This window comes from Olsenella absiana (assembly GCF_036408855.1).
GTDB lineage: Bacteria > Actinomycetota > Coriobacteriia > Coriobacteriales > Atopobiaceae > Olsenella_K > Olsenella_K absiana.
The window spans coordinates 287203-312118 of the sequence record NZ_JAZGJQ010000001.1; the positions used below are offsets into that span (position 1 = coordinate 287203).

Sequence of the window (24916 nt, forward strand, 5' to 3'; positions counted from 1 at the left end):
AGCGTCATCAAAGACATGGGGACCAGCACGGACAAGAGCGTCGACACGAACGCGGACGACAAGAGCACCTCGCTCGAGCTCATCGACTTCATAAGGCGGAGCCCGAGCATGTTCCACACGGTGCGCACCATCGAGGGCTACCTGGGGGAGGCGGGCTTCACGCGCCTCGCGGAGTCAGACGAGTGGCAGGTCGAGCCCGGCGGCCGCTACTACACGACGAGGAACGGCTCGAGCGTCGTCGCCTGGAAGGTGGGGGAGTCGCTCGACAGCTACCACTTCCAAGTCACGGCCTCGCACTCCGACTCGCCCACCTTCAAGGTGAAGAGCGTGCCCGAGCTCGCAGGCCCGGACGAGTACCTGCGCCTCAACGTAGAGGCGTACGGCGGCATGCTCGACCGGACCTGGTTCGACCGGCCGCTGTCCCTCGCCGGCCGCGTGCTCGTCCGCGACGGCGCCCGCATCGAGAGCCGGCTCTTCTCGCCTGACCGCGACCTCGCGCTCATCCCCAGCGTCGCGATCCACTTCGACCGCGACGCGAACAAGGGCGTGGCGACAAACCGCCAGGTGGACCTCTGCCCGCTCGTCTCCGCGGGCCGGCTCGCGCGGGGCGACTTCCGCCGCCTGGTCTCGGCCGAGCTCGGCATCGACCCCGACCAGCTGCTCGCCTACGACCTCTTCCTTGTCAACCGTCAGCCTGCGAGCGTCTGGGGCTGGCGCGATGAGTTCGTGTCCTCGCCCAAGCTCGACGACCTGCAGTGCGCCTTCAGCTCGCTCAAGGCGTTCCTGGCGGCGGAGAACGACCACGACGTCTCCGTCTTCGCCTGCTTCGACAACGAGGAGGTCGGCTCGCTCACCAAGCAGGGGGCCATGTCGACGCTGCTCAAGGACGTCCTGCGGCGCACGAACGCGGCCCTCGGCCGCACCGAGGAGGACTTCCACCGCGCACTCGCAGGCTCGTTCCTCGCGAGCTGCGACAACGCGCACGCCGTCCACCCCAACCACCCCGAGAAGACCGACGACGCCAACAAGGCGCACCTCAACGCGGGTCCCGTGGTCAAGGAGGCCGCCAACCAGAAGTACACGACGGACGCGCTGAGCCGCGCCGTCCTTGAGGCGGTCTGCGACGCCGCCGGGGTGCCCCACCAGACGTTCGCCAACCGCAGCGACTCCGCCGGCGGCTCGACGCTGGGCAACCTCAGCAACGTCCAGGTCAGCATGAGGGCGGCCGACCTCGGCCTGCCGCAGCTCGCGATGCACTCGTCGTACGAGACGGCCGGCGTGCGCGACACCGGCTACGCCATCCGCGCGCTCGAGAGGCTCTATCGCACGAACCTGCTCTTCGACGGCCGGGGGAACGTGACGCTCGCCTAGGCTCGGCACCATCGGCAGGTCACGGGAAACGGAGGGAACAGAGCATGGACAAGGACTACGGCATGGACAAGGACATGGGCCCGCGCGGCGACGCGGGCGGCACCGCCGGCGGGGTAGCGTCGCAGAACGGTATGGACGAGAGCGACCGCAGGCTCGTCGAGGCCCTGAAGGCGGGGCTCGCTGAGGGGCGCTTCGAGGTGGGGACCGGCGCGAGCCCGACCGGCGCGCCTGCGGCCGGCCAGGCGGCCGGGACCGACGACGGTGCGAGCGCGGCCGGGGCGGCTGCCGACTCCGACCTCGCGGGCGAGGCGGACTTCCTGCGGGCGCTCAACGCCTACCGGAGCGCACGGCAGTCCGGCGACCGCGAGGCCATGCTCGCCGCGGAGCGCCACCTCCAGGAGGTGACCCGCGCCGAGCTGATGGAGTTCGAGGCCTCCCAGGGCAACTCGTTCCCCGGGGGCTCGGCCGCCCCTCACCCCGACTTCTAGCGGGGAAGAGGAAAGCTGTCGGAAACAATGCGGTTGTCGCTCAGTTATATAGTTGAGCACGCCGCGCTCGTTGAGTGCGCCCTGCCCGCGCCGCACGCGCCGCACGCGGGCGGGGTGCGTGCGGCGCGGGCGGCCTGGCGCGACCGACGCGCGCAGCGCCGGCGCCCGGCCGGGTGCCAGAGGGCGGCAAGGCAGGTGATTTCGGCAAGGGGAGCAGATGGGCGATCAGGAAGACATCCTCACTATGCCTCACGACAGGATCGAGGAGATCCAGCTCGAGGGCATCAAGAAGACCGTGGTTCGTTGCTACGAGAACATCCCGTTCTACAAGAGGTCCTTCGACGAGGCGGGCTTTGACCCCTACTCGGTGCGGGACTTCGACGACCTGCGCAAGGCGCCGTTCGTGACCAAGCAGGACCTGCGCGACGCCTATCCCTACGGCATGCTCGCCGTGCCCATGGGCGACGTGAAGGAGATCCACATGTCGTCGGGCACGACCGGCGTCGCGACGGTGGGCGCCTACACCCAGCACGACCTCGAGGCGTGGAGCGACTGCTTCTCGCGCGGCGTCAGGTACGCCGGCGGCGGCCCCGACGACGTGATGCAGATCTGCTACGGGTACGGCCTGTTCACGGGCGGCCTAGGCGCGCACTACGGCGGCCTCGCCTCCGGGGCGACCGTCATCCCCACCTCCGCGGGCAACACCGAGCGCCAGATCCGCATCCTACGCGAGATGGGCACCACCATCCTCGCTTGCACGCCCAGCTACGCGATGCACATCGCGGACACGGCCATCTCCATGGGGATCGACCCGGCCGAGGAGTTCCACCTCAAGGCGGGCATCCACGGCGCCGAGGCCTTCTCGGACAACTTCCGCGCGGAGCTCGAGCGCAAGCTCGACTACAAGGTGCTCGACGTCTACGGCCTGACCGAGACGATGGGGCCCGGCGTCGCCGTCGAGTGCCTCGAGCAGGACGGGCTGCACGTCGCCGAGGACCACTTCTTCTGCGAGATCATCGACCCCGCGACCGGCGAGGTGCTCCCCGACGGCGAGTGGGGGGAGCTCGTGATCACCACCCTCGACCGCGAGGCGTCCCCGGTCGTGCGCTACCGCACGCGCGACATCACCCGCATCCTGCCCGGCGCGTGCGCCTGCGGCCGGACCCACCGTCGCATCGACCGCCTGCACGGCCGCACGGACGACATGCTCATCATCCGCGGCGTCAACGTCTTCCCGAGCCAGATCGAGAACGTCATGGAAACCTTCGACGAGGTCTCGAGCTGGTACCAGATCGAGCTCACCACGAAGAACTACCTCGACGTCGTCACTCTGAAGGCAGAGGTCACCCCGGACTTCGACTTCGACTCCACGGGCGCCATCGACCAGCTCCAGAGGCAGATTCAGGGCGCGCTCAAGACGGCGCTCTCCGTGGGTGTTAAGGTGAGGCTGGTCGAGCCGATGTCGATCCCGAGGAGCACCGGCAAGGCCAAGCGCATCGTCGACCGCAGGGGGGAGAACCTCTAATGATTGACCAGCTCACCGTCCTTCTCGAGAACTCGGAGGGCCGCCTCGCCAAGCTGGCGCGCTCCATCGCGGAGGCCGGCATCAACATGCAGGCACTCACCATCGCCGACACGGCGGACTACGGCGTGGTGCGCATCATCTGCTCGGACGCTCTGGGGGCCAAGCGGGCGCTCGAGGCGGAGGGCTACAGCGCCATGGTCACCAAGGTCTCGGCGATCCAGATCCCCAACCGCCCCGGCGGCCTCGCCGACCTGCTCGAGGTCCTCGACGACCTCGACATCCCGGTCGAGTACGGCTACTGTTTCAGCGCGAAGGACGACCTCGCCGTGGACGTTCTCAAGATCAAGCTCCCGGCGGAGGCGAGCAAGGCGACGTTCGCGCTGGAGGGCGCAGGCTTCAAGGTGCTCCGCCAGGAGGATCTCGCCTAGGGCTTGCCAGCCGCTCGCCACGTGCCGAGAAGAGCCTCGACGCCAGGGGCGCCTGCGAGAGCGGGCGCCCTTTTTCAGCAACATGTACACCATCTACCAGTCATTTCTGCCGTTCGGGGACAGCCTTGCCGTCCGCTTTCGCGGCACCACTAATCTGGACTCGTTGGCCGCGGGCGTCTAAGGGGAGAACAGAACCGCGCACCGTGGTCCAGACGAAGGGATGTGGTACGTATGCAGATCGATGCAAGGGACCTCTTCAACCCCAAGCCGGTCGTCATGGCGCTGACGGCCCTCTCGGAGCTCAAGGACGGGGAGACGCTGGCGCTCCTCGTCAACGACGGCAAGGCCGTCGAGAGCCTGGTCCGTCTCGCTGACGAGCAGAAGTGCAAGTTCATCCGCGAGGACGAGGGCGACTACACGGTCGTCACGCTCGTCCCGTCCCACCGCATCAAGACCAATCACCCGGTCGAGAAGGCCGTCTCCTACATGGACTTCGGCTCCGCTGACGCCCCGATCCTGGTGTTCGGGTCCGAGGCCATCGGCCGTGGGGACAAGAGCCTCGGCCACATCCTCATGCGCGAGATCATCTTCGACCTCGCTCACCAGGAGGTCGTCCCCAAGGCGCTCGTCTTCATCAACAGCGGCGTCAAGCTGACGATCAAGGGCTCCGCGGTCATCGAAGACCTGCAGATTCTCGAGAAGCTCGGCGCGGAGATTCTGTCAGACACCGTGAGCCTCGACCGCTACGGCGCCACCGACGAGCTCCTGGTCGGCGAGCCCATCGACCCGTACAACCTGGCACGCATCCTGACCGGCCAGCCGGGGGTCGTCTCCCTCTAGCGGGAGCCTCCCAGCGGCCCCGCAGGAGGACCCGCACGGGTTCACGAGCGGAGAAGGACCGGCGGACATCGAGAGCGAAGGGGGAGGGCGCCTAAGGGCACCCTCCCCCTCTTCGTGCGCCGACCCTACGAGAGGACCTCCTGCCAGGAGTCCCCGTAGGCCTTGCGCAGCGCGAGGATCGCCTCGGCGAACACGTACACGTGCGGCTTGGACATGCGGACGATCTCGTCGCCCCGGAAGGCCACGAGGCGGTACTGGGGCACGGGCCTCCAGAGGGTGGCCTCTTCGGGGGCGCCGAGGGGTGTGGTCGCGACCACCGTCGTCCCGGACTCGGGGACGCTGCGGTAGCGCAGGGTGACGATGTCGGTGTTCGTGTGGACGTAGGTGTAGGTGCCGTCGCTGAGGATTACGTTGAGCCTGTTCAGGTTGCTGTACTGCGCGATGGCGCTCGCGAGGGCGTCGAAGCGCCCGGCGAAGTCGAGCCTGCCCCCGCGGCGCAGCGTCGCCTCGTCCAGGCAGTCCATGAAGAAGAGCATGGCGCGCTCGCTGTCGGTCTTGCCACGCTCGACGCCCTCGTAGCCGTAGGTGAGCTGCTCGTAGAAGACGATGCCGTTGTGCGCCATCGCCCACTCGGTGCCCGAGATGTCGCTCGCGAGGAAGGGGTGGCAGTTCTCGACCAGCCTACCGCCGCCGGTGGAGCGGCGGATGTGCGCTATCAGGTGGCGGGTGCGGACGGGCTCGTCCAGCAGGCGGGGGAGAAGCTCCGAGGCGTACGCCGCGGCGGGCTCGCGATGGAGCTCGACGGGGCCCGTGAGCTCGACGGGGCCTGTGCCCGGCCCGGCGGAAGGCGAGATTCGGCCCGTTCCGTCGGCCTCGACGCGGCTCGCGATGCCCCAGCCGTCGGGGTGTCGCGTGCTATGGGAGAAGAACTCCCTGAGGTAGCCGTTCGCCACGAACGGATCGCGTGAGTTTATCGCAAACAGCTCGCACATGTCTTCCCCCGGCCTCCCCCTGGTTGCGTCCCGAAGGCGCGCGGCCCCCCCCGAGTATGGCCAGCTCGCCGCCTCGCTGTCGCCTGTCGTGCGTCTTACCGAATACAGTAGACCAGCGGCCCCGCCTCCGTCGCGCAAGGCTGCCGCGAGGGGAGAGATGAGGAGAACTTGCGACGACCCCTCAAAATGTTGACATGTCAACATATCTGGAAAACACTTATGTGGTGCCGGGCCCGGGACCGGCGCGGCATGGCAGCCACGGCAACGGAGGCGCGATGGACGCTCGGTTCGAGGACTTCGTGGGCATGGTCTACTCGCTCAACAAGGAGATCCAGAGGATCAAGTCGGAGAAGATGGCGGAGTTCGGCCTCAGGGGCACGGACACCATGGTCATCTACTACCTGGCGGAGAACCCCGACGGGGAGACCCGGGCGGACCTGGCACGACTGACGCGCCTGGACCGTGCGGCGATCACGCGGATCGTCGGCAAGCTGAAGGCCGACGGCCTCGTGACGGAGGCGTCCGGCGACAACTCCGTCAACTACCGCCGCCGCGTGCGCCTGACCGAGGGCGGCAGGCGCGCCGCCCGCGAGATGGAGGAGGTCATCCAGTCGGTCGTCGACGAGGCCTCGGCCGACGTGGGAGAGGGGGAGCGCGCCCGCATGTACGGGACGCTCGAGAAGATCCTGGACGCCCTCGAGCGCGTCTAGAGCGAATCTGTCGTCCGGCACGGAGGGCCTTCGCCCAGCGCCGAGGACGCCGTGCCGGCCCGCGCCTGAACGCCAGGCTCGGGCGGCGGGGGCCTTCGAGGGGCGAGACGAAAAGACAAGGGAGCCATCAGGCTGTACTCGCGCGGCGAGCGCGAGAAGGGGGAGCTTATGCCTACGCGCATCATCACCGACTCTGGTTCGGACATCGTCGGCTTCGATCATCCGGGCCTCACGGTCCTGCCGCTGACGGTCATGTTCGGCGACAGGCTTTACCAGGACGGCGTGGACCTCTCGCACGAGAAGTTCTACGAGCTCCTCGTGGAGTCCGACAAGCTGCCGAGCACGGGCGCCCCTGCGCCCGGCGCGTTCGCCGAGGCGTACGACGCCGCCCGGGCGGCCGGCGAGGAGGTTGTGGTGGTCACGCTCTCCTCCAAGCTCTCGGGGACCTACCAGAGCGCCTGCGTCGCCGCGGAGGGCAGGGACGACGTCCAGGTCGTGGACTCGCTCAGCGCCTCCCTGGGCGAGCAGATCCTCGTGCACCTCGGCCTGACCATGGCCGAGAGGGGCGAGGGGGCCGCGAGCATCGCGGAGGGGTTGCGTGCCGCGAGGGGGCGGGTCCGCGTCATCGGCCTGCTCGACACCCTCGAGTACCTCAGGCGGGGTGGCAGGATCCCAGCGGCCGCTGCCGCGCTCGGCGCCGTCCTCTCCGTCAAGCCGGTCGTCACGGCCGAGGACGGCGAGATAGCGCTGCTGGGGAAGGCGCGCGGCTCCAGGAACGGCCGCAACATCCTGAACGAGACGGTCAGGCGCGACGGGGGCATCGACTACGCGATGCCCTTCTCGCTCGGCTACTCCGGCCTCTCGGACAGCCTCCTGCAGAAGTACGTCGAGGACTCCCGCGGCCTCTGGGAGGGGATGGTGGACGGGCTGCCCATCTGCACCCTCGGGGCCACGATCGGCACGTACGCGGGCCCCGGCTCCATCGTCCTGGCGTACTTCAGGGCGGGCGGCGCCCAGCAGTGACGACGGTTCGGCACGCCCCCTGGTCAGGTTCCGTTCGGGACCTGGCCAGGCACGTGCCGAGCCCTAGCTGGGGCCTGGTCGAGCCCCGTCCGGTCCTTGGCAGGTCGCCGGCACGCTTCTTCACCAGAACCGCGCTGGAATGTCTATGAAATGAGACCTCCCGCGCTTGGGCGAGTGTCCCTGTGGTTACATTTAAGGTTATGTGAGGACGCGCGCGCGGTTTCCCAGCCATTCCTCCGCTTGGACGGCGCCCCGGAGAGGGCGCTTCACGGCGAGTGCGTCTGTACGCGTTGCAAGAAGGGGGCGGATGGTGACCGACGAGCACAGGCCCGGCGGGTCCGGTGACAAGGACGCGCGGGAGGCCACCAGGAAGGGAGCCGCCGCGGGGGCGAAGACCCCTGCCAAGTCGGCCCCGCACCCTTACACGACCGCGCAGCGGAGGCCCGCCGCGAAGGGCGGCACCAAGGTGCGCGTGAGCGTGGCCGCCGGCTCGGGCCTCGCGGACGAGTCGCAGGAGCAGAAGAAGCGCTTGGGTACCGCCCGGAGGAGCGCCTTCTTCCTCCTCCTCGTCGCCGTCGCGTACGTGCTGTACCTGATTCTCTCGGGGCAGATGGACGTCTTCCTTGCATCCCTCGCAGAGGTGGATCCCTACTGGGTCTTCGCGGGCATGCTCGCCTACGTCGTCTACTTCATCCTCGGCGTCTCCGCCTACGTCCTCGCGCTCGCGAAGGACACCAAGTCGCCGCTGGGGATTCGCGACCTCATGAGCGTCGAGGCCACGGGCATGTTCTTCTCCAACCTCACCCCTAACGGTGCCGGTGGCGCCCCGGCGCAGATCTACCGCATCACCCGTGCGGGGCTCTCCCTCGGTCGCGCGGGAGCGGTGCAGTACACGCGCTTCGTCATCTACGAGGCGGCGGAGGGCATCTTCGCTGCGATCATGCTGATATTCCGCCTCGACTACTTCTTCGACACCTATGGCGACGTATTCCTCATCGGCATCCTGATCTTCGGGTTCAAGATCCTCCAGGTGGCGGCCTTCGTGGTCGTGTGCCTCTTCCCGGGCGTGGTGAAGCGGGTCGGCAGGTTCGTGCTCAGGCAGGTGAACAAGACCGGGCGCGTGAAGCGCTACGACTATTGGAACAACCTGATTGAGTCCCAGGTCGACGAGTTCGCGACCGGCTTCAGGTCCGCGGCGCGGAACGTGACGGAGATGCTGGCGACCCTGCTCGTCACGCTGTTGCAGCTCGGATGCCTCTACTCGCTCCCGTGGTTCACCCTGCAGGCGTTCGGCAAGCAGGCGGACATCCTCACGTGCGTCGCCTGTGGCTCCATGCTCGAGCTCCTCACCTCCGCGATCCCGCTGCCGGGTGGCACGGGCGGCGCCGAGGGCGGCTTCGCCCTGCTGTTCGGCTACATGTTCGGCGATGCCCGCTCCGCTGGTTACGTCGTGTGGCGCGCCATCGAGTACATCCTCCCCGTGCTCTTCTCCATACCCCTCATGGGTCTCAAGACCAAGAGCGGCAAGTCGGTCTACAAGCGCCTGAGCGCGCTCGGCCTCGTCGAAGGCCAGAAGTCCTCCGGCCGCGTGCGCTCCGGCGCGAGCGTCGACCTCAAGAGGCTGAGGGACAAGGACTCCCGCTAGCGGCTGGCGCCGCCGGCCCGCCACTTGGGCCGGGGCTTGGGACGTCCCATGCACGGCGGCTTGCCCCGGACGTCTTCCGTCCGGGCGCCGGGCGGCCGGCAAAGTGCGTTCGCGACGGAAAAGTGCGTCTTGCCTCACATGCGGTGGGTAGCTACTCAATCGTACGCTTGCGAGGGGGGCTGGCCCGTTGCGGTCGGATAGGAGGAAGCCATGGCGTTTGGCCTGAAGGACTGCCGGTATTGCGGCGAGGGGCGGTTCGACCTCGGGGACTACCCGACGAGCGCGAGGATCGACAAGTCGAGGCGCGAGGAGTACGAGCAGCTCACGTCCCAGAACATGCGCCGCGTGCAGGTGCTGCAGGACAAGCTGTACGCGGAGGGCCGCGAGGGGGTGGTCATCCTCCTGCAGGCGATGGACGCCGCAGGCAAGGACTCCACGATCAAGCGCGTCATGAGCGAGGTCAACCCCCAGGGCGTCGAGGTGCACACCTTTAAGCAGCCGTCCGACGAGGAGTTGGGCCACGACTACCTCTGGCGCGCCATCAGGTGCCTGCCGGTGAGGGGGAAGATAGCCCTCTTCAACCGCTCGTACTACGAGGACGTCCTCGTAGTCAGGGTCCACCAGATGCAGCGGGGGTACAGGATGCCGAGTCGTTGCGTCGACATGGACGACGACGAGTTCTTCGAAAGGCGCCTCAAGAGGATCTCGGAGTTCGAGGAGCACCTCTGGGAGAACGGCTACCGCGTGATGAAGCTCTTCCTGAACGTGAGCCCCGAGGAGCAGAGGCTTCGCTTCCTGGAGAGGATCGACAACCCCTCGAAGAACTGGAAGTTCTCGGAGGCCGACATCACCGAGCGAGCCTTCTGGCCCAAGTACCGAGAGGCCTACGAGGACGCGATCGACAGGACCGCCACCCGCCACAGCCCCTGGTACGTGATTCCGGCGGACCAGAAGTGGTTCGCCCGCTGGCTCGTCTCGGAGGCTGTGGTCGACCTCCTCGAGGAGGTCGACCCCCACTACCCGGAACTGCCCAAGGACCAGCGCGAGAAGCTCGGCCAGTACCGGGAGAGGCTCGAGAGCATGTAGCGCAGCCACAGGGGAAGGAGCTGCCCATATTGTGGAGGGGCCGCGGCAGCTGCTATCCTGAGACGGATGGTCCGTCCCATGCGGTTCGTACTTGGAGGTGCGATGACGGGAGCGACAAGGCATAGCAAGGCTTCTCGAGGAGGCTGCCCTGCCGCTGCGGCCCCTTTGAGGACGCGGGCCTCCGGTGCCGTCAGGGTCTCGCTCGCGGTCTGCGCCTTCGCCGTCATCGCGGGCCTCGCGCTCCCGACGGTCGCCGTCGCGGAGACGTCCCAGGACGTCCGAGACCAGATCTCCCAGGAGCAGTCCCGCCTCGACGAGCTCGCCCGCGACATGCAGGACAACCGAGGTCAGATCGACTCCCTCCAGGGGCAGATCGACGACCTGGCACAGCAGTCGATCGACGTCCAGTCCGAGATCATCGAGGACCGTTCGCGCCTGAACGAGCTCATCTCCGCCTCCTACAAGGGTGGCCTCACGCCGAGTCTCCTCTCCCTCGTGATGTCGAGCAGCAGCATCGAGGACATGGTGTCTCGCATCCACTACGCCCAGAAGGTCAACGAGTACCAGGCGGACGCCATCAAGCGTCTGAACGACGACAAGGCGACCCTCAGCGACCAGATGGCGCAGATCAGCGCCGCCAAGGACGAGCAGCAGTCCACCCTGGACGAGCTTTCGAGCCAGAGCGCGGAGGTCCAGTCGACAATATCCAGTCTTGAGGCCAAGGCCTCCCAGCTCGAGGAGGACGAGCGAGCCGCCGCCCTCGCCGCCGCGGAGCAGGCCAGGGCCGCTGCGGAGGCTGCGGCTGCGACCAACAGTAACGGCCCGGTAGCCTCGTCGCAGGGCGTGACGAACGACGAGGAGGCCTCGGCGGCAAAAGCCGGCGAGATCAAGGACCTCTCCACGACGAGCTCCGCATCTGCGAACGAGGCCGCCCAGAGCTCCTCCGGGGGCTCCGGTTCCACGTCCTCCGGATCCGGCTCGGGCTCGCAGGCCTCCAAGCCGTCCGGCGCCCAGAGCTCCTCCACGCCTTCCGGGTCGTCCTCCGCCTCGTCGAGCAGCTCCGAGAGCGGCTGGATCACCTGCGTCGCCTCTGCCTACAGCATCGCGGACAACGACCCCCCGGGGTCCACGTCGACCGCCTCGGGCATCCCCCTGGATGACTCCAAGCCCTCCGTCGCCCTTCCGATGTCGCAGAACCCCTCGGCGCACTACGGTGACCTCATCGAGATCCGCTACAACGGGATGTCGGTCATCGCCACGGTGACGGACTGCGGCTACATGGGAAACGGCAGTCGCGGCCTCGACCTCTCTACGGCCGTCTACCGCGCCTTCGGGTTCGGCAGTCCCAACTCCTGGGGGCTCCGCACGGTGTCCTACCGCTACCTCTAGCGGCTTCCGACATCCGTCCAGGCCGCCTTGCGGGCGCTTGCGGCCTTGAGGCCACCCCCGTCCTCCCTTGCGTCGCGCGTCCGCGGGCCCTCTCGAGGATGCGGGGCGTCCCATGCATGCGTCCACGCCGTCCGGGCGCGCGTACCAAGACTCACTTCGTTTGGAGAGCCCATGCTCAAGATCAGGCACGCCATCCTTCACTCCTTCGACTTCGAGACGGGCGAGAAGTACTTCTCTGAGAGGGAGCTCGACCTCGACGAGAAGACCACGAGGTCGTACGTTCAACGTACGATGCACAAGTGCCTCACCAGCGCCGACAACAAGCACGGCGAGTTCTCCGAGGGGAGTGCGTTCGCAGAGGAGCTCGGGCTCTACCTCCGCGGGGAGAACGGGTTCGAGGCGCTGAGCATGTCCATAGCGCAGTGGTTCTGGGAGGAGCTCCGCCGGAGCGACGACCTGACGAACGCGGACCTCCTCGTCACTGACTTCGACGAGCCGCCCTCGGCCCCAGGCGCGGGCGCGGGGGAGCAGGAGGCGGCGGCTGCGTTCGACGCAGAGCCCAAGCGCTACTTTGCCCTCGCGATTCTCCCCAGGAGGCAGAGCTTCCTCCACACCGTGGATGACGTGGACGGACACGTCTCGAACGAGCTGGTGAGGACGGACGCCACCCTTCCTACGCCCACCCAGAAGATCGACACTTACGCCGTGATCGACGTGGCGTCCATGTCCATCGACTTCCACGACAAGGCGAGGACGATCGGTGGGACCGAGAGCTTCGTGATCCCCGACGGGCTCCTGCAGTGCTCCACGCAGGCGTCCAGTCGTGAGGCGATCGAGACCGTCACGAGGATCGTCGAAGACGTGGCGGAGGAGTACGGCCTGAACACTGCGGAGACGGTCTCGCGTGCCAAGGCGTTGGTGGCCCAGCGCGTGGAGAGGGACGAGTCCTTCGAGCCCGAGGAGGTCGGTCGCGAGGTCTTCGAGGAGCAGCCCCAAGTGCGCGAGAGGTACGAGGAGCGCTACGAGCAGACGGCGCGCGAGGAGAGCATCCCCGACGAGGTACCCGTCAAGCGTGGAGTGGCGAACCGCATGGCCAAGAGTCACCGCATCCGGACGGACACTGGCATCGACATCACCTTCCCCTCCGAGTACAGCTCGAACCCCACCTACATCGCCTTCAGGAACGACGATGACGGGCACATCGAGATCGTGATCAGGAACATCGCCAAGATCGAGAATCGCTGAGACGCGCGCGACGCATCCTCTAAGCCCGTAAGAGTCCGGAGGTCCCGCGAGATTCCCCTCGGGAGACCTCGGCTCGCGCGTCCGACGGTAGCACCTGTGACGAGAATGTGGAGAAGTCATCGTGTCTCCCTTCGATAGAACAGATGTACGTCTGTGGTATGTATTGTATAGAGCACAATCTCTTTAACGTCAATAGGGAAAATCCAATTCTGAAGGAGGCAAATCAAAGAGGGCGTATTACGAGGTAAAGGTGGGAAGGTGATGAAATGCATTGCGATGGACCCCTGCTGGCAGCATGCGTCAGCGTTATTCTGTTTTGCATTGGAACATGTTTTTCTGCAATATTATGCACTAATGCGAAAAGATATGCTGCAGGTAAGTATCCCCGGTCGGAAGATGCGAACGAGAAGGGGAATGTGCATGAGGCTACGGGCGCCCAAGGATGCTCGGGCGTCCTAGGGCTCCCGTCCCGTCAGGCGACCGCCACCTTCCCATTCATGGGCCTCCTTCTCCCGCTTCTGGTCGCGCGCCTCGGTCCCAGCCTTGCGTGCGTGCAGGTGGCCCTGCTCGCGTTCGTCCTGTACTGGGCGTCTGTGGTGGACGTGCTGGTACGGAGGATTCCCGACCTTGCCATCATGGCGGCGTTGGCCATCTGGGTGGCAGGACTCGTCATCTCGTGGCCCTTGGGGCGCCCCTTGGGTTGGGAGCTCCCGCGCGCTGTCGTTGGCTCCTTCGGTATCGTCGTCCCCGCCCTCCTAGCCTCCCTGTTTGTGAGCCGGGCGAGCGGGAGACCGGGGCTCGGCGGGGGAGACCTCAAGCTCTTCCTCGTGGTGGGTCTCTACTTTGGGCTGCACTGGGGTGCGGCCGTCGTAGTCACCTCGTGTCTCCTCGGGCTCCTACAGGAGATGCTGCGTGTTGTGTGGGAGCGCTCGCGGGTGAGCGGCGCCTCAGGACATGGCTCCGGCCGGTCGCCCTGGGAGCCTGGGACCTTCCCACTCTGCCCGGCCGTATCATGCGCCACGGTCATCGTGGCACTCGTCGGTGGTGCCGAGGTCCTCTCTTGAGCGTTCCGAGGGCGCTCGGAGCTCGGACGCGGGGCCGAGGGCTCCCCTCGCGCACACAGAGCCTGCGAGATGGCGGGAAGGGTGCGGTGCCGGTAGAGGTTCCCACCATCCTGCTGCCGAGGCAAGCCGGACGGTCCGCACCATCCGCTCGAGGCGCGTTTGCCCGGACAGGCGTCTTCGTGGTAGGGTACGGTATATTTGCATGCATGGTGATAGACTGCCGTACCCTAAACGAAGCACAAACACACTAACTTGGAGGCCAGGATCAACATGGATCAGAACAAGCCGGGTGATGTCCCCAAGCGCCGCACGATGAGTCGTCGTTCCCTCCTGAGGCTCGCCGCTGGCGCTGGCACCCTCGCCGCCGTCTCCTCCCATCCCGTCTTCGCCCTGGCTGACACCCAGAGCGACCTCGATGCGGCGGAGCGGCAGTACGCAGAGGTCCAGAAGCAGCTCGAGCAGATCGGTACGGACTATGCTGCCATCTCGCAGAAGCAGTCCGAGACCCTCGACGAGATCTACGACGTCCAGAGGCAGATAGATGATGTCACTCAGCAGATCTCCGACAAGGAAACAAGCCTGAAGGAGAAGAGGGAACGGCTCGCCAGCAACGTCTCCTCCAACTACAAGGACGGCAACACGGGCGTTGTCGACATGCTCCTCGGCGCGAAGTCCATCGACGAGCTGGTGTCTAACGTCTACTACTTCGACCGCATCTCGAAGGAGTCCAGGGAGCTCATCGACTCCATCAACGAGGAGAAGCGGGCGCTCGACCAGAACAAGGCGGACCTCGAGGCCTACCAGGAGAACCTCCAGGTCGTCCAGGCCCAGCAGGCCGAGCAGCTTCAGGAGATGCAGAGTAAGCAGGCCGAGGCGCAGCAGGTCCTGACCTCCCTCGACGCTCAGGTGAAGCAGCTGATGGAGCAGAGGGACGCGGAGATTCTCGCGGCCCAGGAGGAGGAGAGGCGCCAGGCGGAGGCCAAGGCTGCCGCTGACGCGGCCGCTGCTGCATCGGCGGCCCAGGGGAGCCAGGGCTCCGACTCCCCGAACGCGAGCGAACCCAGCGCGGGTTCGGGCTCGACTACGGCCCCGTCCGCGGGTTCGTCTGCGGGAACTTCCTCGGGCGGTTCGGCCGGTGGGACGGGCGGCGCTGGCACGGGCTCTGCGGCTGCCATCGTCTCTGCCTGCCACAGCACCCCGTCGCCCGGCGCAGGCCTATGCGCGATGTGGGTCTCGCAGGTCTTCAGCAACGCGGGTTACGGCTATGGCAGCGGCAACGCGTGCGACATGTACAACGCGTACTGCTACAGCTCCAGCAGAGCGGACCTCAAGCCGGGCATGATCGTCGCGGTGTCCTCGCACCCCCAGTCGAGCATGGGCCGCATCTACGGCCACATCGGCATCTACGTCGGTAACAACACGATTATGCACAACATCGGCAGCGTCGCCACGTGGAGCATGGACCAGTGGATCAGCTACTACGGGTCCACGGTGACCCCTCGTTGGGGCTGGTTCATGAACATCACGCTCTCGTAGGGTCCACGTGGACTCGCGAGCGATTCGTAGGTGCCGGGCGGCCGCAGCCGAGATGGCTGCGGCCGTCTCTTCTACGAGGCGTCTGGGGGGGGCAAGGATGGCGGGCCGTGGTCCCGCATGCCGCGGTCGATGGGGAGGTAACGATGGGCAAGGTGCTCTACCTGCAGTGCGACTCGGGCATTAGCGGCGACATGGTGGCGGGTGCCCTTGTCGACCTGGGAGTCGACGTGCGCGGGCTGAGGGAGGCACTGGCAAGCCTCGGCGTCGACGGGTTCGACCTCGTGGTGTCCCGTAGGCGCGTGGGGTCGCTCGACGCCTGCGACTTCGACGTCGTCCTCGACGAGGACCACGACGGGCACGACCACGACATGGCATACCTCTACGGTGACCTGGACGGCGAGTCGACGCCCCACGAGCGGCCCTGCGCCCATCACCACGACCACGACGGCGGCCACGAGCGCGCCAGCGGCCACGACCATCATCACGAGCATCGCAACCTCGGGGACGTGCTCCGCATCATAGGCTCCGCGGGCCTCAGCGAGCGTGCGGCGGGCATCGCCCGGCGCATCTTCCGCATCGTCGCCGAGGCGGAGGCGGAGGCGCATGGCGTCCCCGTCTCCGAGGTGCACTTCCACGAGGTAGGGGCGGTTGACTCGATCGTTGACGTGGTCGCGGTCGCCTACTGCCTCGACGCGCTCGACGTTATCGACGCCTACGTCTCGCCGCTCATGGAGGGGACGGGCCGCGTCCGCTCCGCCCACGGGGTCCTTTCCGTCCCCGTCCCCGCGGTCGCCAGTATCGTGCGGAGCCATGGGCTCGTCATCTCGCAGAGCGGTCGGCAGGGCGAGTTCGTGACCCCTACGGGTGCCGCGATTGCCGCGGCGATACGGACGATGGAGGAGCCGCCGGGCCGCTACAGGATCCTCGCCTGCGGCCTGGGGTCGGGCAAGCGTGCCTACGACCCCCCGAGCACCGTCCGTGCGCTGCTCGTCGAGCCTCTGCCGGAGGAGGTGCGGGGCCTGGGGTCGGCGCCGATGGCAGAGCAGGGGCCCTCGGTGGATGCCGAGCGCTGCGCGCGGGTGGGCGCGGGCGCAGAGGCCGGCCTCTGGAAGCTCGAGTGCGAGATGGACGACTGCACGGGTGAGGCTCTTGGCCGTGCGCTCGGTCTGCTCATGGACGCTGGCGCGCGCGAGGCGCACTTCATGCCGGTCTTCATGAAGAAGAACCGCCCCGGCTACCAGGTGCAGGTCCTATGCGACGGGCCGCTCGTACCCCGCATGGAGCGGATCCTCTTCGAGGAGACAACGACCATCGGCGTCCGCAGGCACAGGGTGGAGCGCACGGCCCTCGCACGCAGGGAGGTGCGGGTCGCCTGCGAGCTGGGAGAGGCGTCCGTCAAGGTCGTCGAGCTTCCGGACGGCAGCGAGCGCGCCTACCCGGAGCATGACGCGGTGGCTGCGCTCGCTCGTGCCGCTCACGTGCCCTACCAGGAGGCGTATCGCGCGGTCCTCTCGGCGGGCGAGAAGGTCGTGCGGCGTTAGGCGCCCGCCGCACGACCTGCGGCGCCGCCCCTCAAGCGGTCCCTCTGGCGGCGCGCCCTGCGCCCTAGGGCTGCACGAGCCTCGAGAGCGACACGCCGGGAGCGATGATCTGCGGGACGGTGCGGACCTGCGACTCGTGCCAGAACAGGATCGCCCAGCAGAACGCCGCGACCGCCGCTATGCAGACGATCGCATATATGACCGTCGCCTTGGTGCCGCCCTTCTCTGATCCGTCCGTCTCGGCGCTCTTCCTGGCGGCGCGGTAGGTGAGCGCGACGCCGCACTTGGGGCAGGCGTCGGCGTCCGGATCGATGTTTGCGCCACAAGCGGGGCAGACCATGTCTCCTCCTTAAGTCCCGCGAGCCGGTGTGGCGGGCCCGCAGGCCCACGCGGGCCCGCAGGCCCACGCGGACTTGGCGGCCGTCCGGCTACGCGTCCTCCTTGGCGAAGGCGTTCCTCATCTTGAGGCTCGCGGTGTCGAGCGTCTTGGCGAGAAGGTCGTCCGTCTCCTTCCGCAGCATCGCGCAGATCTCCTCGTTGGCACGGCCCAGCGCGCCGGCCGCCTCCTCGTAGCCGAGCCCCGCCTCGGCGACCTCGCGGTCGACGCGGGCGAGCACGTTGTAGCAGCTCGCCGGTACGCGCTGCTGGTAGCGCTCGACCTCGGCGTTGCACTCGTTGAAGTGCGCGTCCGCCAGCGCGGCGATGATGCGGTTCTCCCAGTAGAAGCTCTCGCTCGTGACGCGGCCCGTCGTGTTGGCGAGGTAGTCGGGTGCGGCGTCGACGTTGGCGTAGAGGGCGACGAGGGCGTTGAAGACGTTGCTGCCGTAGGCGAGCCACTGGATGGCGCGGCAGGCCTCGGGCTCGTAGGGCCTCAGCTGGATGACGGAGAGCTGGCCGTTGCGGTTGATGCCGATGGGGCGGTACTTGCCGCGCTCCAGCGGGCTGCCGTAGTGCGCGTAGGGGTCGAAGGGCGTGCCCTGGTAGTGCAGGGAGAGGGCGTACTTGACGTCCTCGATCGTCACCTTGCGCTCGGGGACGCGGCACCAGGGGATGTCGTCGTCCTCGGGGCGGAAGTCGGCGTCCGGGCCGTCCCAGATGTTGCTGTGCGGGTTGAGGAAGCGCTGGATGGCCCAGGAGCGCGGGGTGTTGTAGACGTGGTCGGAGTCGCTGTGGCTACCGAAGGCGTCGCGCGGGTTGAGCCGGCCGTCGAGCGAGAGGTCGAGGTGGTTCTCCTCCACGAACTCGCGCAGGTCGGGGGAGCACATGAAGCTCTCCTGCGGGCCCAGGGCGTCGTCGAGGTCGAAGGCGTCGATGCCGAGCTGGTTGGGCATGGTGACGTAGGCGTCGTCGGGGACCCTGCGGGCGATCCAGTGGTGCCCGCCGACGGTCTCGAGCCACCAGACCTCGTCGACATCCGAGAAGGCGATGCCGTTCATCTCGTACGTGCCGTACCGCTCGAGCAGCCCGCCGAGGCGCTCGACGCCCTCGCGCGCGCTCGTGACGTAGGGGAGGACCAGGGTGACCATGTCCTCCTCGCCTATGCCGCCGGGGACCTCCGGCTCGAAGTCCTCGTCGCCGGGCTGGCCGTGGGCGGGGCGCAGCTCCACGAAGGGGTCGGCGCCCAGCACGCGCTCGTTGGTGGTGAGGGTCTCGGTCGCGCTCATCGCCACGTTGAGGGAGTTCACGCCCGCCTCGGCCCAGACGCCCTCGTCGCCGAGCGCGTTGGGGACGGACGTGTAGCGCAGGGGGTCGTCGGGGAGGTCGACCTCGAGGTGGCTCAGGACGCTGCGGTAGTGCCTGGGCTGGTCGGCCGGCTGGACGACCTCCATCCGCTTGGGGCAAAACCCCAGGGAGCCGCTGTCCTCGTTGCGCGCGATGATCGTCGAGCCGTCGTAGCTCGCGTCCTTACCTACCAGGATGGTGGTGCAAGGCATGGGTGCCCTCTTTCGTCGAAACCGCTCTTCTCGCTATCACTGGCTCATGATAGCCGCTTCCGCCGCCCCGCGGCCGCCCGTCGCTCGTCCCGGCCCGCCGCCGGCGGCGCGAATGTCACGGAAGTGTTGCATAATCGTGAACTCGAGAAGACAATCTGGCCTCGGGCGCTCCCTTCGGGCGCCTGGTGGACAAGACGTGCGGAACGGGTGGTCTCAGGAGATGTCGTTGCCAGCAATCCTCAAGCGGAGCATCGTGAGGGACTCGTTCATCATCTGCCTCGGGTGCCTCGTCTTCGCAGTGGGGCTCGACTGCTTCGAGCTCAACAACGGGCTGGCGGCCGGCGGGGCGACGGGGCTCGCCATGACCATCCGCGAGGTCGTGCTCGCGACCACGGGCGTCGCGCTCCCGGTGGGCGGCATGGTCCTTCTCATGAACGTCTTCCTGATGGTCCCCGTCATCCGCACGGGCGGGCTGCGCTACGCGGCGAGGACCCTCGTCGGCATCGTCGCCTCCTCCGTGTTGATTGACGCCCTGGAGCCGTTCCTCCCCGAGCTCGGCAACGGCGACCTCCTGCTCTGCGCCCTGTGGGGCGGCGTCATCTGCGGCATCGGCCTCGGCCTGGTGTTCCGCGTCGGCGGCAACACCGGCGGCACCGACATCCTGGCCCAGCTCCTCCAGCGGGTGGTGCCACTCTCCTCCGGCGTGACGATCTTCGTGGTGGACGCCGCGGTCGTGGTGGCCTCCATGCCGGTGTTCGGCCTGGAGAGGGCGCTCTACGCCGCGGTCGCCATGTACATCTCGAGCTACGCGATCGACCGCGTGGTCGACGGCTTCAACTCGCAGCGCGCCGCCTACATCATCTCCGACAAGTACGAGGAGATCGCCCACATGGTCCTCTACGAGCTGGACCGCGGCTGCACGGAGCTCTACGCCAAGGGCTCCTACTCGGGGAAGGAGCGGCCGGTCCTTCTCGTGGTGGTCAACCGCTCCATGGCCGCCGACCTGCGCGAGGGCGTCTCCAGCATCGACCCGGACGCCATCGTCTTCATCACCGAGGTCTTTGAGGCCTACGGCGAGGGCTTCAAGAGCCTGAGAAGGTAGAGGAACGGTAGCGCGCCTGCCAGCCCGTCCGGCGATGCGGCAGGGGGATGGCGGCGCCGTGACGGGGGCGCCGTGACGGGGGCGTCGCGCGCTTGTTAACGCACGTAAATTTTGGCGCCCCGCGAGGGGGCTTGCGCTAGATTTCCTACACGAGACCGCCGCGGCGCCACATCCGGGAGCCGAGGGCCAGGTCCGACTCGTCCACTAGCTACCGCCCCCGCACGCGCGGGGACGTCCTCGAGGTGACTGCCCATGTCCATGGAGTTCAAGCGAAGGCTGCCCATTCCGAAGGAGATCCGCGAGGAGATGTCCCTCTCGCCCGACCTCGCAGCGACCAAGGAGGGCTTCGACGCCGATGTGCAGTCGGTCATCAAGGGCGAGAGCGACCGCATCCTCATCGTCGTCGGCCCCTGCTCGGCCGACCGCGAGGACTCGGTGCTCGAGTACGTCACGCGGCTCGCGCGCCTGCGCGACATCGTGCGGGACAAGATCGTGCTCGTCCCGAGGGTCTACACCAACAAGCCGCGCACGAGGGGGACGGGCTACAAGGGCCTCCTCCACAACCCTGACCCCGAGGGCGCCCCCGACCTCCTCGAGGGCGTCAAGGCCATCCGCCACATGCACCTGCGCGTGGTGGAGGAGAGCGGCATGTTCACCGCCGACGAGATGCTGTACCCGTCGAGCTACCAGTACCTCACCGACCTGCTCTCCTACGTCGCCGTCGGCGCGCGCTCGGTCGAGAACCAGGAGCACCGGCTCGTCGCCTCCGGCATCCCGGTGCCCGTCGGCATGAAGAACCCCACGGGCGGCAGCACCGCGATCATGCTGAACTCCATCTACGCGGCCCAGGCGAAGCAGACCTTCATCTACCGGAACTGGGAGGTCGAGACCACGGGCAACGAGCTCGCGCACGCGCTCCTGAGGGGCTATGTGGGGCTGGACGGAATCAACTACCCCAACTACCACTACGAGTACCTCGAGCGGCTGGTCGAGGCCTACGACCCCAAGAAGTACAGCTACCCGGCCTTCATCGTGGACTGCAACCACGACAACTCCGGCAAGCGGCCGCTCGAGCAGAGCCGCATCGCCAACGAGGTGCTCGACTCGGTCGCCCGCAACCGCGACATCGCCGGGCTGTTCAGGGGCTTCATGATCGAGTCCTACCTCGTCGACGGGTGCCAGCCCGTCGGCGGCGGGACGTTCGGGCAGTCCATCACCGACGCCTGCCTGGGCTGGGAGCGCACGGAGCACCTCATCCTGAGCATCGCCGAGAGGCTCTAGCGGGATCCGCCGGGGGCGCCCCGGGCTAGTGCTGGCACCCGTCGCTGAGCCGGGCGCCCGTCGCTGCTCCAGGCGCCAGCTACGGGAGAATCGACGCTCGTCCGGGACGCCGGTTGACTGAGGCCTCCCGAACGGGGGTATAGCAAACCAATCTGCGTGCCGGCCCGGGGCTCCCGGCCGGCAGTCGCGAGCCGGACGCGAGGCGAGCGGGGCCTCGACGGGGACGGAGGCAGGTCATGAGGATAGTCATCCTAGGCGCGGGCGCCATCGGGCAGCTCTACGGCGCGATGCTCTCGCAGGGCGATAAGAACGACGTGTCCCTGGTCGAGCGGGACCAGGCGGCCATCGACGCCATTGGCGCGCATGGCATCTCGTGCGCGTTCGGCGACGAGCGCCTGGAGGCGCATCCGCCCGTCATGCGCGCCGAGGACGTGGAGGGCGAGCCCGACCTCGTCCTGCTCTGCACCAAGACCCCCGACACGACGGAGGCCCTGGAGCAGGCGCGGGGCTACCTCGGGGAGGGCACCTACGTGCTCTCGCTGCAGAACGGCCTCGGAAACGCGGAGCTCATCAAGCGCTTCGTCGACCCAGGACGCGTGCTCATCGGGATGTGCACGTACAACGCCGACCGCACCGGGCTCTGCTCGGTCCGCTCGAGCGGCGAGGGGATCATCAAGTTCATGCCCCTCACCTCGGAGGTGAGCGACCTCGCCCGCGCAGTCGAACGCGCCTTCAACGAGGCCGGCCTCGAGTGCGAGGTCCACGAGGACGTCTGGCGAGACGTCTGGCAGAAGGCGGCCTACAATGCGGCGCTCAACTCCACCTCGGCCGTCTGCCGCGTCCCCTGCGGCGGCATGGGCATCCTGAACAAGGGCATGGACCTGTGTAACGACATCATCGACGAGGCCTGCGCGGTGGCCGAGGCTTACGGCGTCGAGGTCGACGCCACGCGGCTCAAGAACGACCTGCGCCGCAAGATCTTCGGCTCCGAGAAGGACCACATCACCTCGATGGCGCAGGACGTGATCATGCACCGCCAGACGGAGGTCGGCTCCATCAACGGCGCCTTCGTGAGATACGCGGCTGCAAAGGGGCTGAGCGCCCCCTACAACGAGGCCATGTTCTGCCTCATCAAGAGCATCGAGTCGACCTACGACATGCAGGTGGACTCCATCCTCTAGGACGGGCCGGGCGAGGCGCGCCGACGGCGGCGCGGCGCCCGGCAGTCCGGCGCCCGACACCGTCGCGCGGCTCGGGCGCCTCCCGTGCCGCGGCTACTCGCCGGTGTTCTGCCCGACCGTGCCCACCTGGGCGGAGCCGCCCGCGGACTCGACGAAGTCCTTCGCGATCGCGCTGGTGATGAGGTCGATGTAGTGGGGCTGGCCCTGCGGGGTGAGGTGCTCCCTGTCGGCGTAGAGCCACGGCTCGGCGGAGTCTGCGCCGTGGCCGGCCACGTAGGACTTCCAGTCGATCAGGTGGACGTTGTCGTACTTCTTCTCCAGCGCCGTGAGGCTGCTGTTGATCTGCGCCTCCTCCGACTCCGGGATGGAGACGTTCACCACGTAGACGATGCGGTCGCCGCACGCCTCGACGAGCTGGTCGAGGGTGGAGGAGGTCCCCGGCGCGTTGGAGAAGGTGCACAGCACCACGACCTTGCCGACGACCCCCTGGTCGACGTATCCCTTGAGGACGTCGAGGGCCTGGTCGGGGCGGCGCCCGACGTAGGAGTCGAGGTAGCCGTTGGGGCAGTGCTGCTTGAAGTACCAGCTCGCGTCGCCCGCGACGGAGTCGGCGACCACGAAGGGGTCGTAGCGGTTCTGGCCCGTCTCGTCCGCGGAGGCCGTGAGCACGAGGTGGTCGTCGGGGGTCGCGCCCTCGGCGACGCCCTTGGAGTCCTCCGCGGAGCCCGCGGCATCCCCGCCGTCCGCAGCCTGCTGCGACTCGGACGTGAGGTCCTTGGCCGCGCCGGCGCTCACGCCCGTGTTGTTGAGGGCGTCGGTGGGAAGCGCCGTCTCGTCCGGCACGACGACGGCGCCTGCGACCGCGACGGCCACCACGGCGAGCCCCGCGACGAGGGCTGCCGCCCGGGCGGGCGCGAGGCGGCCGGGACCCGTCGGCAGCGGCGACGCGCCTCGGGCGAGGGGCTCCTCCACGAGCCTCAGCGAGAGCTCGGCCAAGGCGACGGAGGCGACGACGGCGAGCGCGACCACCCAGGCGGGGGTGTCGCCGTCGGTAACCCGGAGGAGCTGGAAGAGCGGGTAGTGCCACAGGTAGATGCCGAAGGCGCGCCTGCCGAGCCAGACCAGGGGCCTGGCGGAGAAGAACCTCGAGGTGACCGTCGCCGGGTCGAGCAGGGACGCGACGAGGGCGGCCGAGAGCAGGGCCACGATCATCATGCCGCCGCGGTAGAGGAAGGTCGCGGTGTCTTGGGACAGGACCATGACGGCGAGCACGCCCGCGAGCCCCACCAGGCCGAAGATGTCGAGCGACCCCAGGTCGAGCTTGGAGCCGCCGAGGGCGCCGACCGGACGCCTCCTGCCGAGGGGCCACAGCAGGGCGAGACAGGCGCCCACGAGCGGGGCGAAGAAGCGGGTGTCGGGGCCGTAGTAGACGCGCGTCGGGTCCCCGTTGGGGTCGAAGAGGGCGGCCATGGCGACGGCGGAGGCGAGCGCGAGCGCGAAGGTGGCGCGCCTTGGGAGGGCGGCGTCGCGCCTCTTCGCCCCCAGCCTCCACAGCAGGGCCAGGACGGGCGGCCACACGAGGCAGAACTGCGCGTCGAGGCCGAGGTACCACAGGTGCGTGAGCGGCGAGACGCCGCCGAGGTGGTCGAAGTAGCTGGCGCCGCGCACGATGGCGGCCAGGTTGGAGACGAGCAGCAGCGAGGGGACGAAGTCCGGCCTGAGCTTCGTCAGCAGGACGTGGTTGAAGAGCACGCAGGCCGCGACGGTGACGAAGACGCAGACCGCCATGGGCGGCCAGATCCTGCGGAGGCGCCTCGTCCAGAGGGTGCGGTAGCCGATGGCGCCCCCCTTGACGAGGGTGCGCACGAGCGAGCTCGTCAGCAGGTAGCCGGTGAGGACGAGGAAGACGATGACGCCCATGTGCCCGCTCGGCAGCCAGGCCACCGAGAGGTGGTAGAAGACGACGGAGGCGATCGCGAGGGCGCGCAGGCCGTCGAGCGCGTCGTTGCGACGCCCGGCCCGAGGCTGCCCGGCCGCCCGCGGCCCCTCCGCCCGCCGGGGCGCGGCGTCCCTGGTGGCCCGGCCCCCCTCGGGGGCGCGCTGCGGGCGGGCGGGCGCCGTGCGCCGCGCCCGCGCGGACGCCTGCGGGCGCGAGGTCCTTCTCCCCTGTGGCTCCTGCCGACCCGGGGCGGCGGCCCCCCTCTCGACGGGTGCGGTGTCGGTGGGTCTGGTATGGGGGGCTCTGTCTCGTGACATGGCGTTCCTATTGCGCGTTTGGCTTCTTGGGTGGGGGAGTGGGCCCGGGCGCTGGTCGCCCCTCGGACCTCGGGGCCGGCTCGCGCTTGGGACCTCGGGCGCGAATCGCCCTTCAGGCAAAAGATGATAGCGTTTGGCGCCCCTCTCCGCCGGGCTCGGCGCCCGGGCGACGTCCGGGTCGCACGATCGGCGCCCGGGCGCCCAGGGCGGGGCACGGGACGGAAGGACTGCCGCAGCTGGTCCTGGAGCTGGGTTTCTGTAGTGTTGCTGACGGCTCCT

General features: G+C 68.1%; 21 protein-coding genes. 17 read left to right on the top strand and 4 right to left on the bottom strand.

The genetic code is table 11. The annotated features are described in order from the left end of the window. Positions 1–15: 15 nt before the first annotated feature. From VXJ25_RS01195 to yedF, 5 genes are all read left to right on the top strand, one after another. Positions 16–1371 carry a M18 family aminopeptidase gene (locus tag VXJ25_RS01195; RefSeq protein WP_330957379.1) on the top strand — a complete coding sequence of 452 codons (1356 nt, stop codon included), beginning with the start codon at positions 16–18 and terminating at the stop codon, positions 1369–1371. Positions 1372–1415: 44 nt separating this feature from the next. After that, a complete protein-coding gene (locus VXJ25_RS01200) occupies positions 1416–1859 on the top strand; it encodes a hypothetical protein (protein WP_330957380.1) in 444 nt (147 codons plus the stop codon). A gap of 217 nt (positions 1860–2076) precedes the next feature. Beyond that, entirely contained in the window at positions 2077–3384 is a 1308-nt protein-coding gene (locus tag VXJ25_RS01205; protein WP_330957381.1) for a phenylacetate--CoA ligase family protein, read from the top strand. After that, a complete protein-coding gene (locus VXJ25_RS01210; protein WP_330957382.1) occupies positions 3384–3812 on the top strand; it encodes a hypothetical protein in 429 nt (142 codons plus the stop codon). The genes VXJ25_RS01205 and VXJ25_RS01210 overlap by 1 nt, the downstream gene beginning before the upstream one ends. A gap of 231 nt (positions 3813–4043) precedes the next feature. Then, positions 4044–4652, top strand: a complete 609-nt coding sequence (yedF, locus tag VXJ25_RS01215) for a sulfurtransferase-like selenium metabolism protein YedF (protein WP_330957383.1) — start codon at positions 4044–4046, stop codon at positions 4650–4652. Positions 4653–4777: 125 nt separating this feature from the next. On the opposite strand, the gene VXJ25_RS01220 is transcribed toward yedF, so the two are convergent. Continuing rightward, positions 4778–5644 (bottom strand): class II glutamine amidotransferase, encoded by an 867-nt coding sequence (locus VXJ25_RS01220; protein ID WP_330957384.1) that lies wholly within the window; start codon positions 5642–5644, stop codon positions 4778–4780. Between the two features lie 275 nt (positions 5645–5919). On the opposite strand from VXJ25_RS01220, the gene VXJ25_RS01225 reads away from it, so the two are divergent. From VXJ25_RS01225 to larC, 9 genes are all read left to right on the top strand, one after another. Beyond that, positions 5920–6354 carry a MarR family winged helix-turn-helix transcriptional regulator gene (locus tag VXJ25_RS01225; protein ID WP_330957385.1) on the top strand — a complete coding sequence of 145 codons (435 nt, stop codon included), beginning with the start codon at positions 5920–5922 and terminating at the stop codon, positions 6352–6354. Positions 6355–6522: 168 nt separating this feature from the next. After that, on the top strand, positions 6523–7377 hold the full coding sequence (locus tag VXJ25_RS01230; protein ID WP_330957386.1) for a DegV family protein: 855 nt from the start codon (positions 6523–6525) through the stop codon (positions 7375–7377). A 307-nt stretch (positions 7378–7684) separates the two neighbouring features. Continuing rightward, complete coding sequence (locus tag VXJ25_RS01235; RefSeq protein ID WP_330957387.1) at positions 7685–9022, top strand: lysylphosphatidylglycerol synthase transmembrane domain-containing protein; 1338 nt, start codon at positions 7685–7687, stop codon at positions 9020–9022. Positions 9023–9232: 210 nt separating this feature from the next. Beyond that, on the top strand, positions 9233–10108 hold the full coding sequence (locus VXJ25_RS01240; protein WP_330957388.1) for a PPK2 family polyphosphate kinase: 876 nt from the start codon (positions 9233–9235) through the stop codon (positions 10106–10108). Positions 10109–10273: 165 nt separating this feature from the next. Continuing rightward, positions 10274–11497 (top strand): coiled-coil domain-containing protein, encoded by a 1224-nt coding sequence (locus VXJ25_RS01245; protein WP_330957389.1) that lies wholly within the window; start codon positions 10274–10276, stop codon positions 11495–11497. A gap of 171 nt (positions 11498–11668) precedes the next feature. After that, complete coding sequence (locus VXJ25_RS01250) at positions 11669–12742, top strand: nucleoid-associated protein (RefSeq protein ID WP_330957390.1); 1074 nt, start codon at positions 11669–11671, stop codon at positions 12740–12742. Between the two features lie 497 nt (positions 12743–13239). Then, positions 13240–13806 (top strand): prepilin peptidase, encoded by a 567-nt coding sequence (locus tag VXJ25_RS01255; protein WP_330957391.1) that lies wholly within the window; start codon positions 13240–13242, stop codon positions 13804–13806. 270 nt (positions 13807–14076) lie between these two features. Beyond that, positions 14077–15342 (top strand): coiled-coil domain-containing protein, encoded by a 1266-nt coding sequence (locus tag VXJ25_RS01260; RefSeq protein ID WP_330957392.1) that lies wholly within the window; start codon positions 14077–14079, stop codon positions 15340–15342. A gap of 143 nt (positions 15343–15485) precedes the next feature. Beyond that, entirely contained in the window at positions 15486–16883 is a 1398-nt protein-coding gene (larC, locus tag VXJ25_RS01265) for a nickel pincer cofactor biosynthesis protein LarC (protein ID WP_330957393.1), read from the top strand. Between the two features lie 64 nt (positions 16884–16947). On the opposite strand, the gene VXJ25_RS01270 is transcribed toward larC, so the two are convergent. Next, complete coding sequence (locus tag VXJ25_RS01270) at positions 16948–17223, bottom strand: zinc ribbon domain-containing protein (RefSeq protein ID WP_330957394.1); 276 nt, start codon at positions 17221–17223, stop codon at positions 16948–16950. 88 nt (positions 17224–17311) lie between these two features. Continuing rightward, positions 17312–18817, bottom strand: a complete 1506-nt coding sequence (locus tag VXJ25_RS01275; RefSeq protein ID WP_330957395.1) for a C69 family dipeptidase — start codon at positions 18815–18817, stop codon at positions 17312–17314. 220 nt (positions 18818–19037) lie between these two features. Between VXJ25_RS01275 and VXJ25_RS01280 the strand changes: the two genes are divergently transcribed. From VXJ25_RS01280 to VXJ25_RS01290, 3 genes are all read left to right on the top strand, one after another. Next, the gene (locus VXJ25_RS01280) at positions 19038–19919 is read left to right on the top strand and encodes a YitT family protein (RefSeq protein WP_330957396.1); all 882 of its coding nucleotides are present in this window, start codon (positions 19038–19040) and stop codon (positions 19917–19919) included. A gap of 252 nt (positions 19920–20171) precedes the next feature. Continuing rightward, positions 20172–21200 (top strand): 3-deoxy-7-phosphoheptulonate synthase, encoded by a 1029-nt coding sequence (locus tag VXJ25_RS01285; RefSeq protein ID WP_330957397.1) that lies wholly within the window; start codon positions 20172–20174, stop codon positions 21198–21200. 236 nt (positions 21201–21436) lie between these two features. Next, positions 21437–22381: a ketopantoate reductase family protein gene (locus tag VXJ25_RS01290; RefSeq protein ID WP_330957398.1), complete on the top strand. Its 945-nt coding sequence runs from the start codon at positions 21437–21439 to the stop codon at positions 22379–22381. Between the two features lie 93 nt (positions 22382–22474). On the opposite strand, the gene VXJ25_RS01295 is transcribed toward VXJ25_RS01290, so the two are convergent. Then, entirely contained in the window at positions 22475–24637 is a 2163-nt protein-coding gene (locus VXJ25_RS01295; RefSeq protein WP_330957400.1) for an acyltransferase family protein, read from the bottom strand. Between the last annotated feature and the right edge of the window lie 279 nt (positions 24638–24916).

Coding starts and splice junctions, on each gene's coding strand:
- VXJ25_RS01250 (WP_330957390.1), top strand. CDS start 11,669: ATGCTCAAGATCAGGCACGCCATCCTTCACTCCTTCGACTTCGAGACG.
- larC (WP_330957393.1), top strand. CDS start 15,486: ATGGGCAAGGTGCTCTACCTGCAGTGCGACTCGGGCATTAGCGGCGAC.
- yedF (WP_330957383.1), top strand. CDS start 4,044: ATGCAGATCGATGCAAGGGACCTCTTCAACCCCAAGCCGGTCGTCATG.
- VXJ25_RS01210 (WP_330957382.1), top strand. CDS start 3,384: ATGATTGACCAGCTCACCGTCCTTCTCGAGAACTCGGAGGGCCGCCTC.
- VXJ25_RS01285 (WP_330957397.1), top strand. CDS start 20,172: ATGTCCATGGAGTTCAAGCGAAGGCTGCCCATTCCGAAGGAGATCCGC.
- VXJ25_RS01195 (WP_330957379.1), top strand. CDS start 16: ATGGGGACCAGCACGGACAAGAGCGTCGACACGAACGCGGACGACAAG.
- VXJ25_RS01280 (WP_330957396.1), top strand. CDS start 19,038: ATGTCGTTGCCAGCAATCCTCAAGCGGAGCATCGTGAGGGACTCGTTC.
- VXJ25_RS01270 (WP_330957394.1), bottom strand. CDS start 17,223: ATGGTCTGCCCCGCTTGTGGCGCAAACATCGATCCGGACGCCGACGCC.
- VXJ25_RS01290 (WP_330957398.1), top strand. CDS start 21,437: ATGAGGATAGTCATCCTAGGCGCGGGCGCCATCGGGCAGCTCTACGGC.
- VXJ25_RS01220 (WP_330957384.1), bottom strand. CDS start 5,644: ATGTGCGAGCTGTTTGCGATAAACTCACGCGATCCGTTCGTGGCGAAC.
- VXJ25_RS01225 (WP_330957385.1), top strand. CDS start 5,920: ATGGACGCTCGGTTCGAGGACTTCGTGGGCATGGTCTACTCGCTCAAC.
- VXJ25_RS01205 (WP_330957381.1), top strand. CDS start 2,077: ATGGGCGATCAGGAAGACATCCTCACTATGCCTCACGACAGGATCGAG.
- VXJ25_RS01240 (WP_330957388.1), top strand. CDS start 9,233: ATGGCGTTTGGCCTGAAGGACTGCCGGTATTGCGGCGAGGGGCGGTTC.
- VXJ25_RS01230 (WP_330957386.1), top strand. CDS start 6,523: ATGCCTACGCGCATCATCACCGACTCTGGTTCGGACATCGTCGGCTTC.
- VXJ25_RS01275 (WP_330957395.1), bottom strand. CDS start 18,817: ATGCCTTGCACCACCATCCTGGTAGGTAAGGACGCGAGCTACGACGGC.
- VXJ25_RS01200 (WP_330957380.1), top strand. CDS start 1,416: ATGGACAAGGACTACGGCATGGACAAGGACATGGGCCCGCGCGGCGAC.
- VXJ25_RS01295 (WP_330957400.1), bottom strand. CDS start 24,637: ATGTCACGAGACAGAGCCCCCCATACCAGACCCACCGACACCGCACCC.
- VXJ25_RS01260 (WP_330957392.1), top strand. CDS start 14,077: ATGGATCAGAACAAGCCGGGTGATGTCCCCAAGCGCCGCACGATGAGT.
- VXJ25_RS01255 (WP_330957391.1), top strand. CDS start 13,240: ATGGGCCTCCTTCTCCCGCTTCTGGTCGCGCGCCTCGGTCCCAGCCTT.
- VXJ25_RS01235 (WP_330957387.1), top strand. CDS start 7,685: ATGGTGACCGACGAGCACAGGCCCGGCGGGTCCGGTGACAAGGACGCG.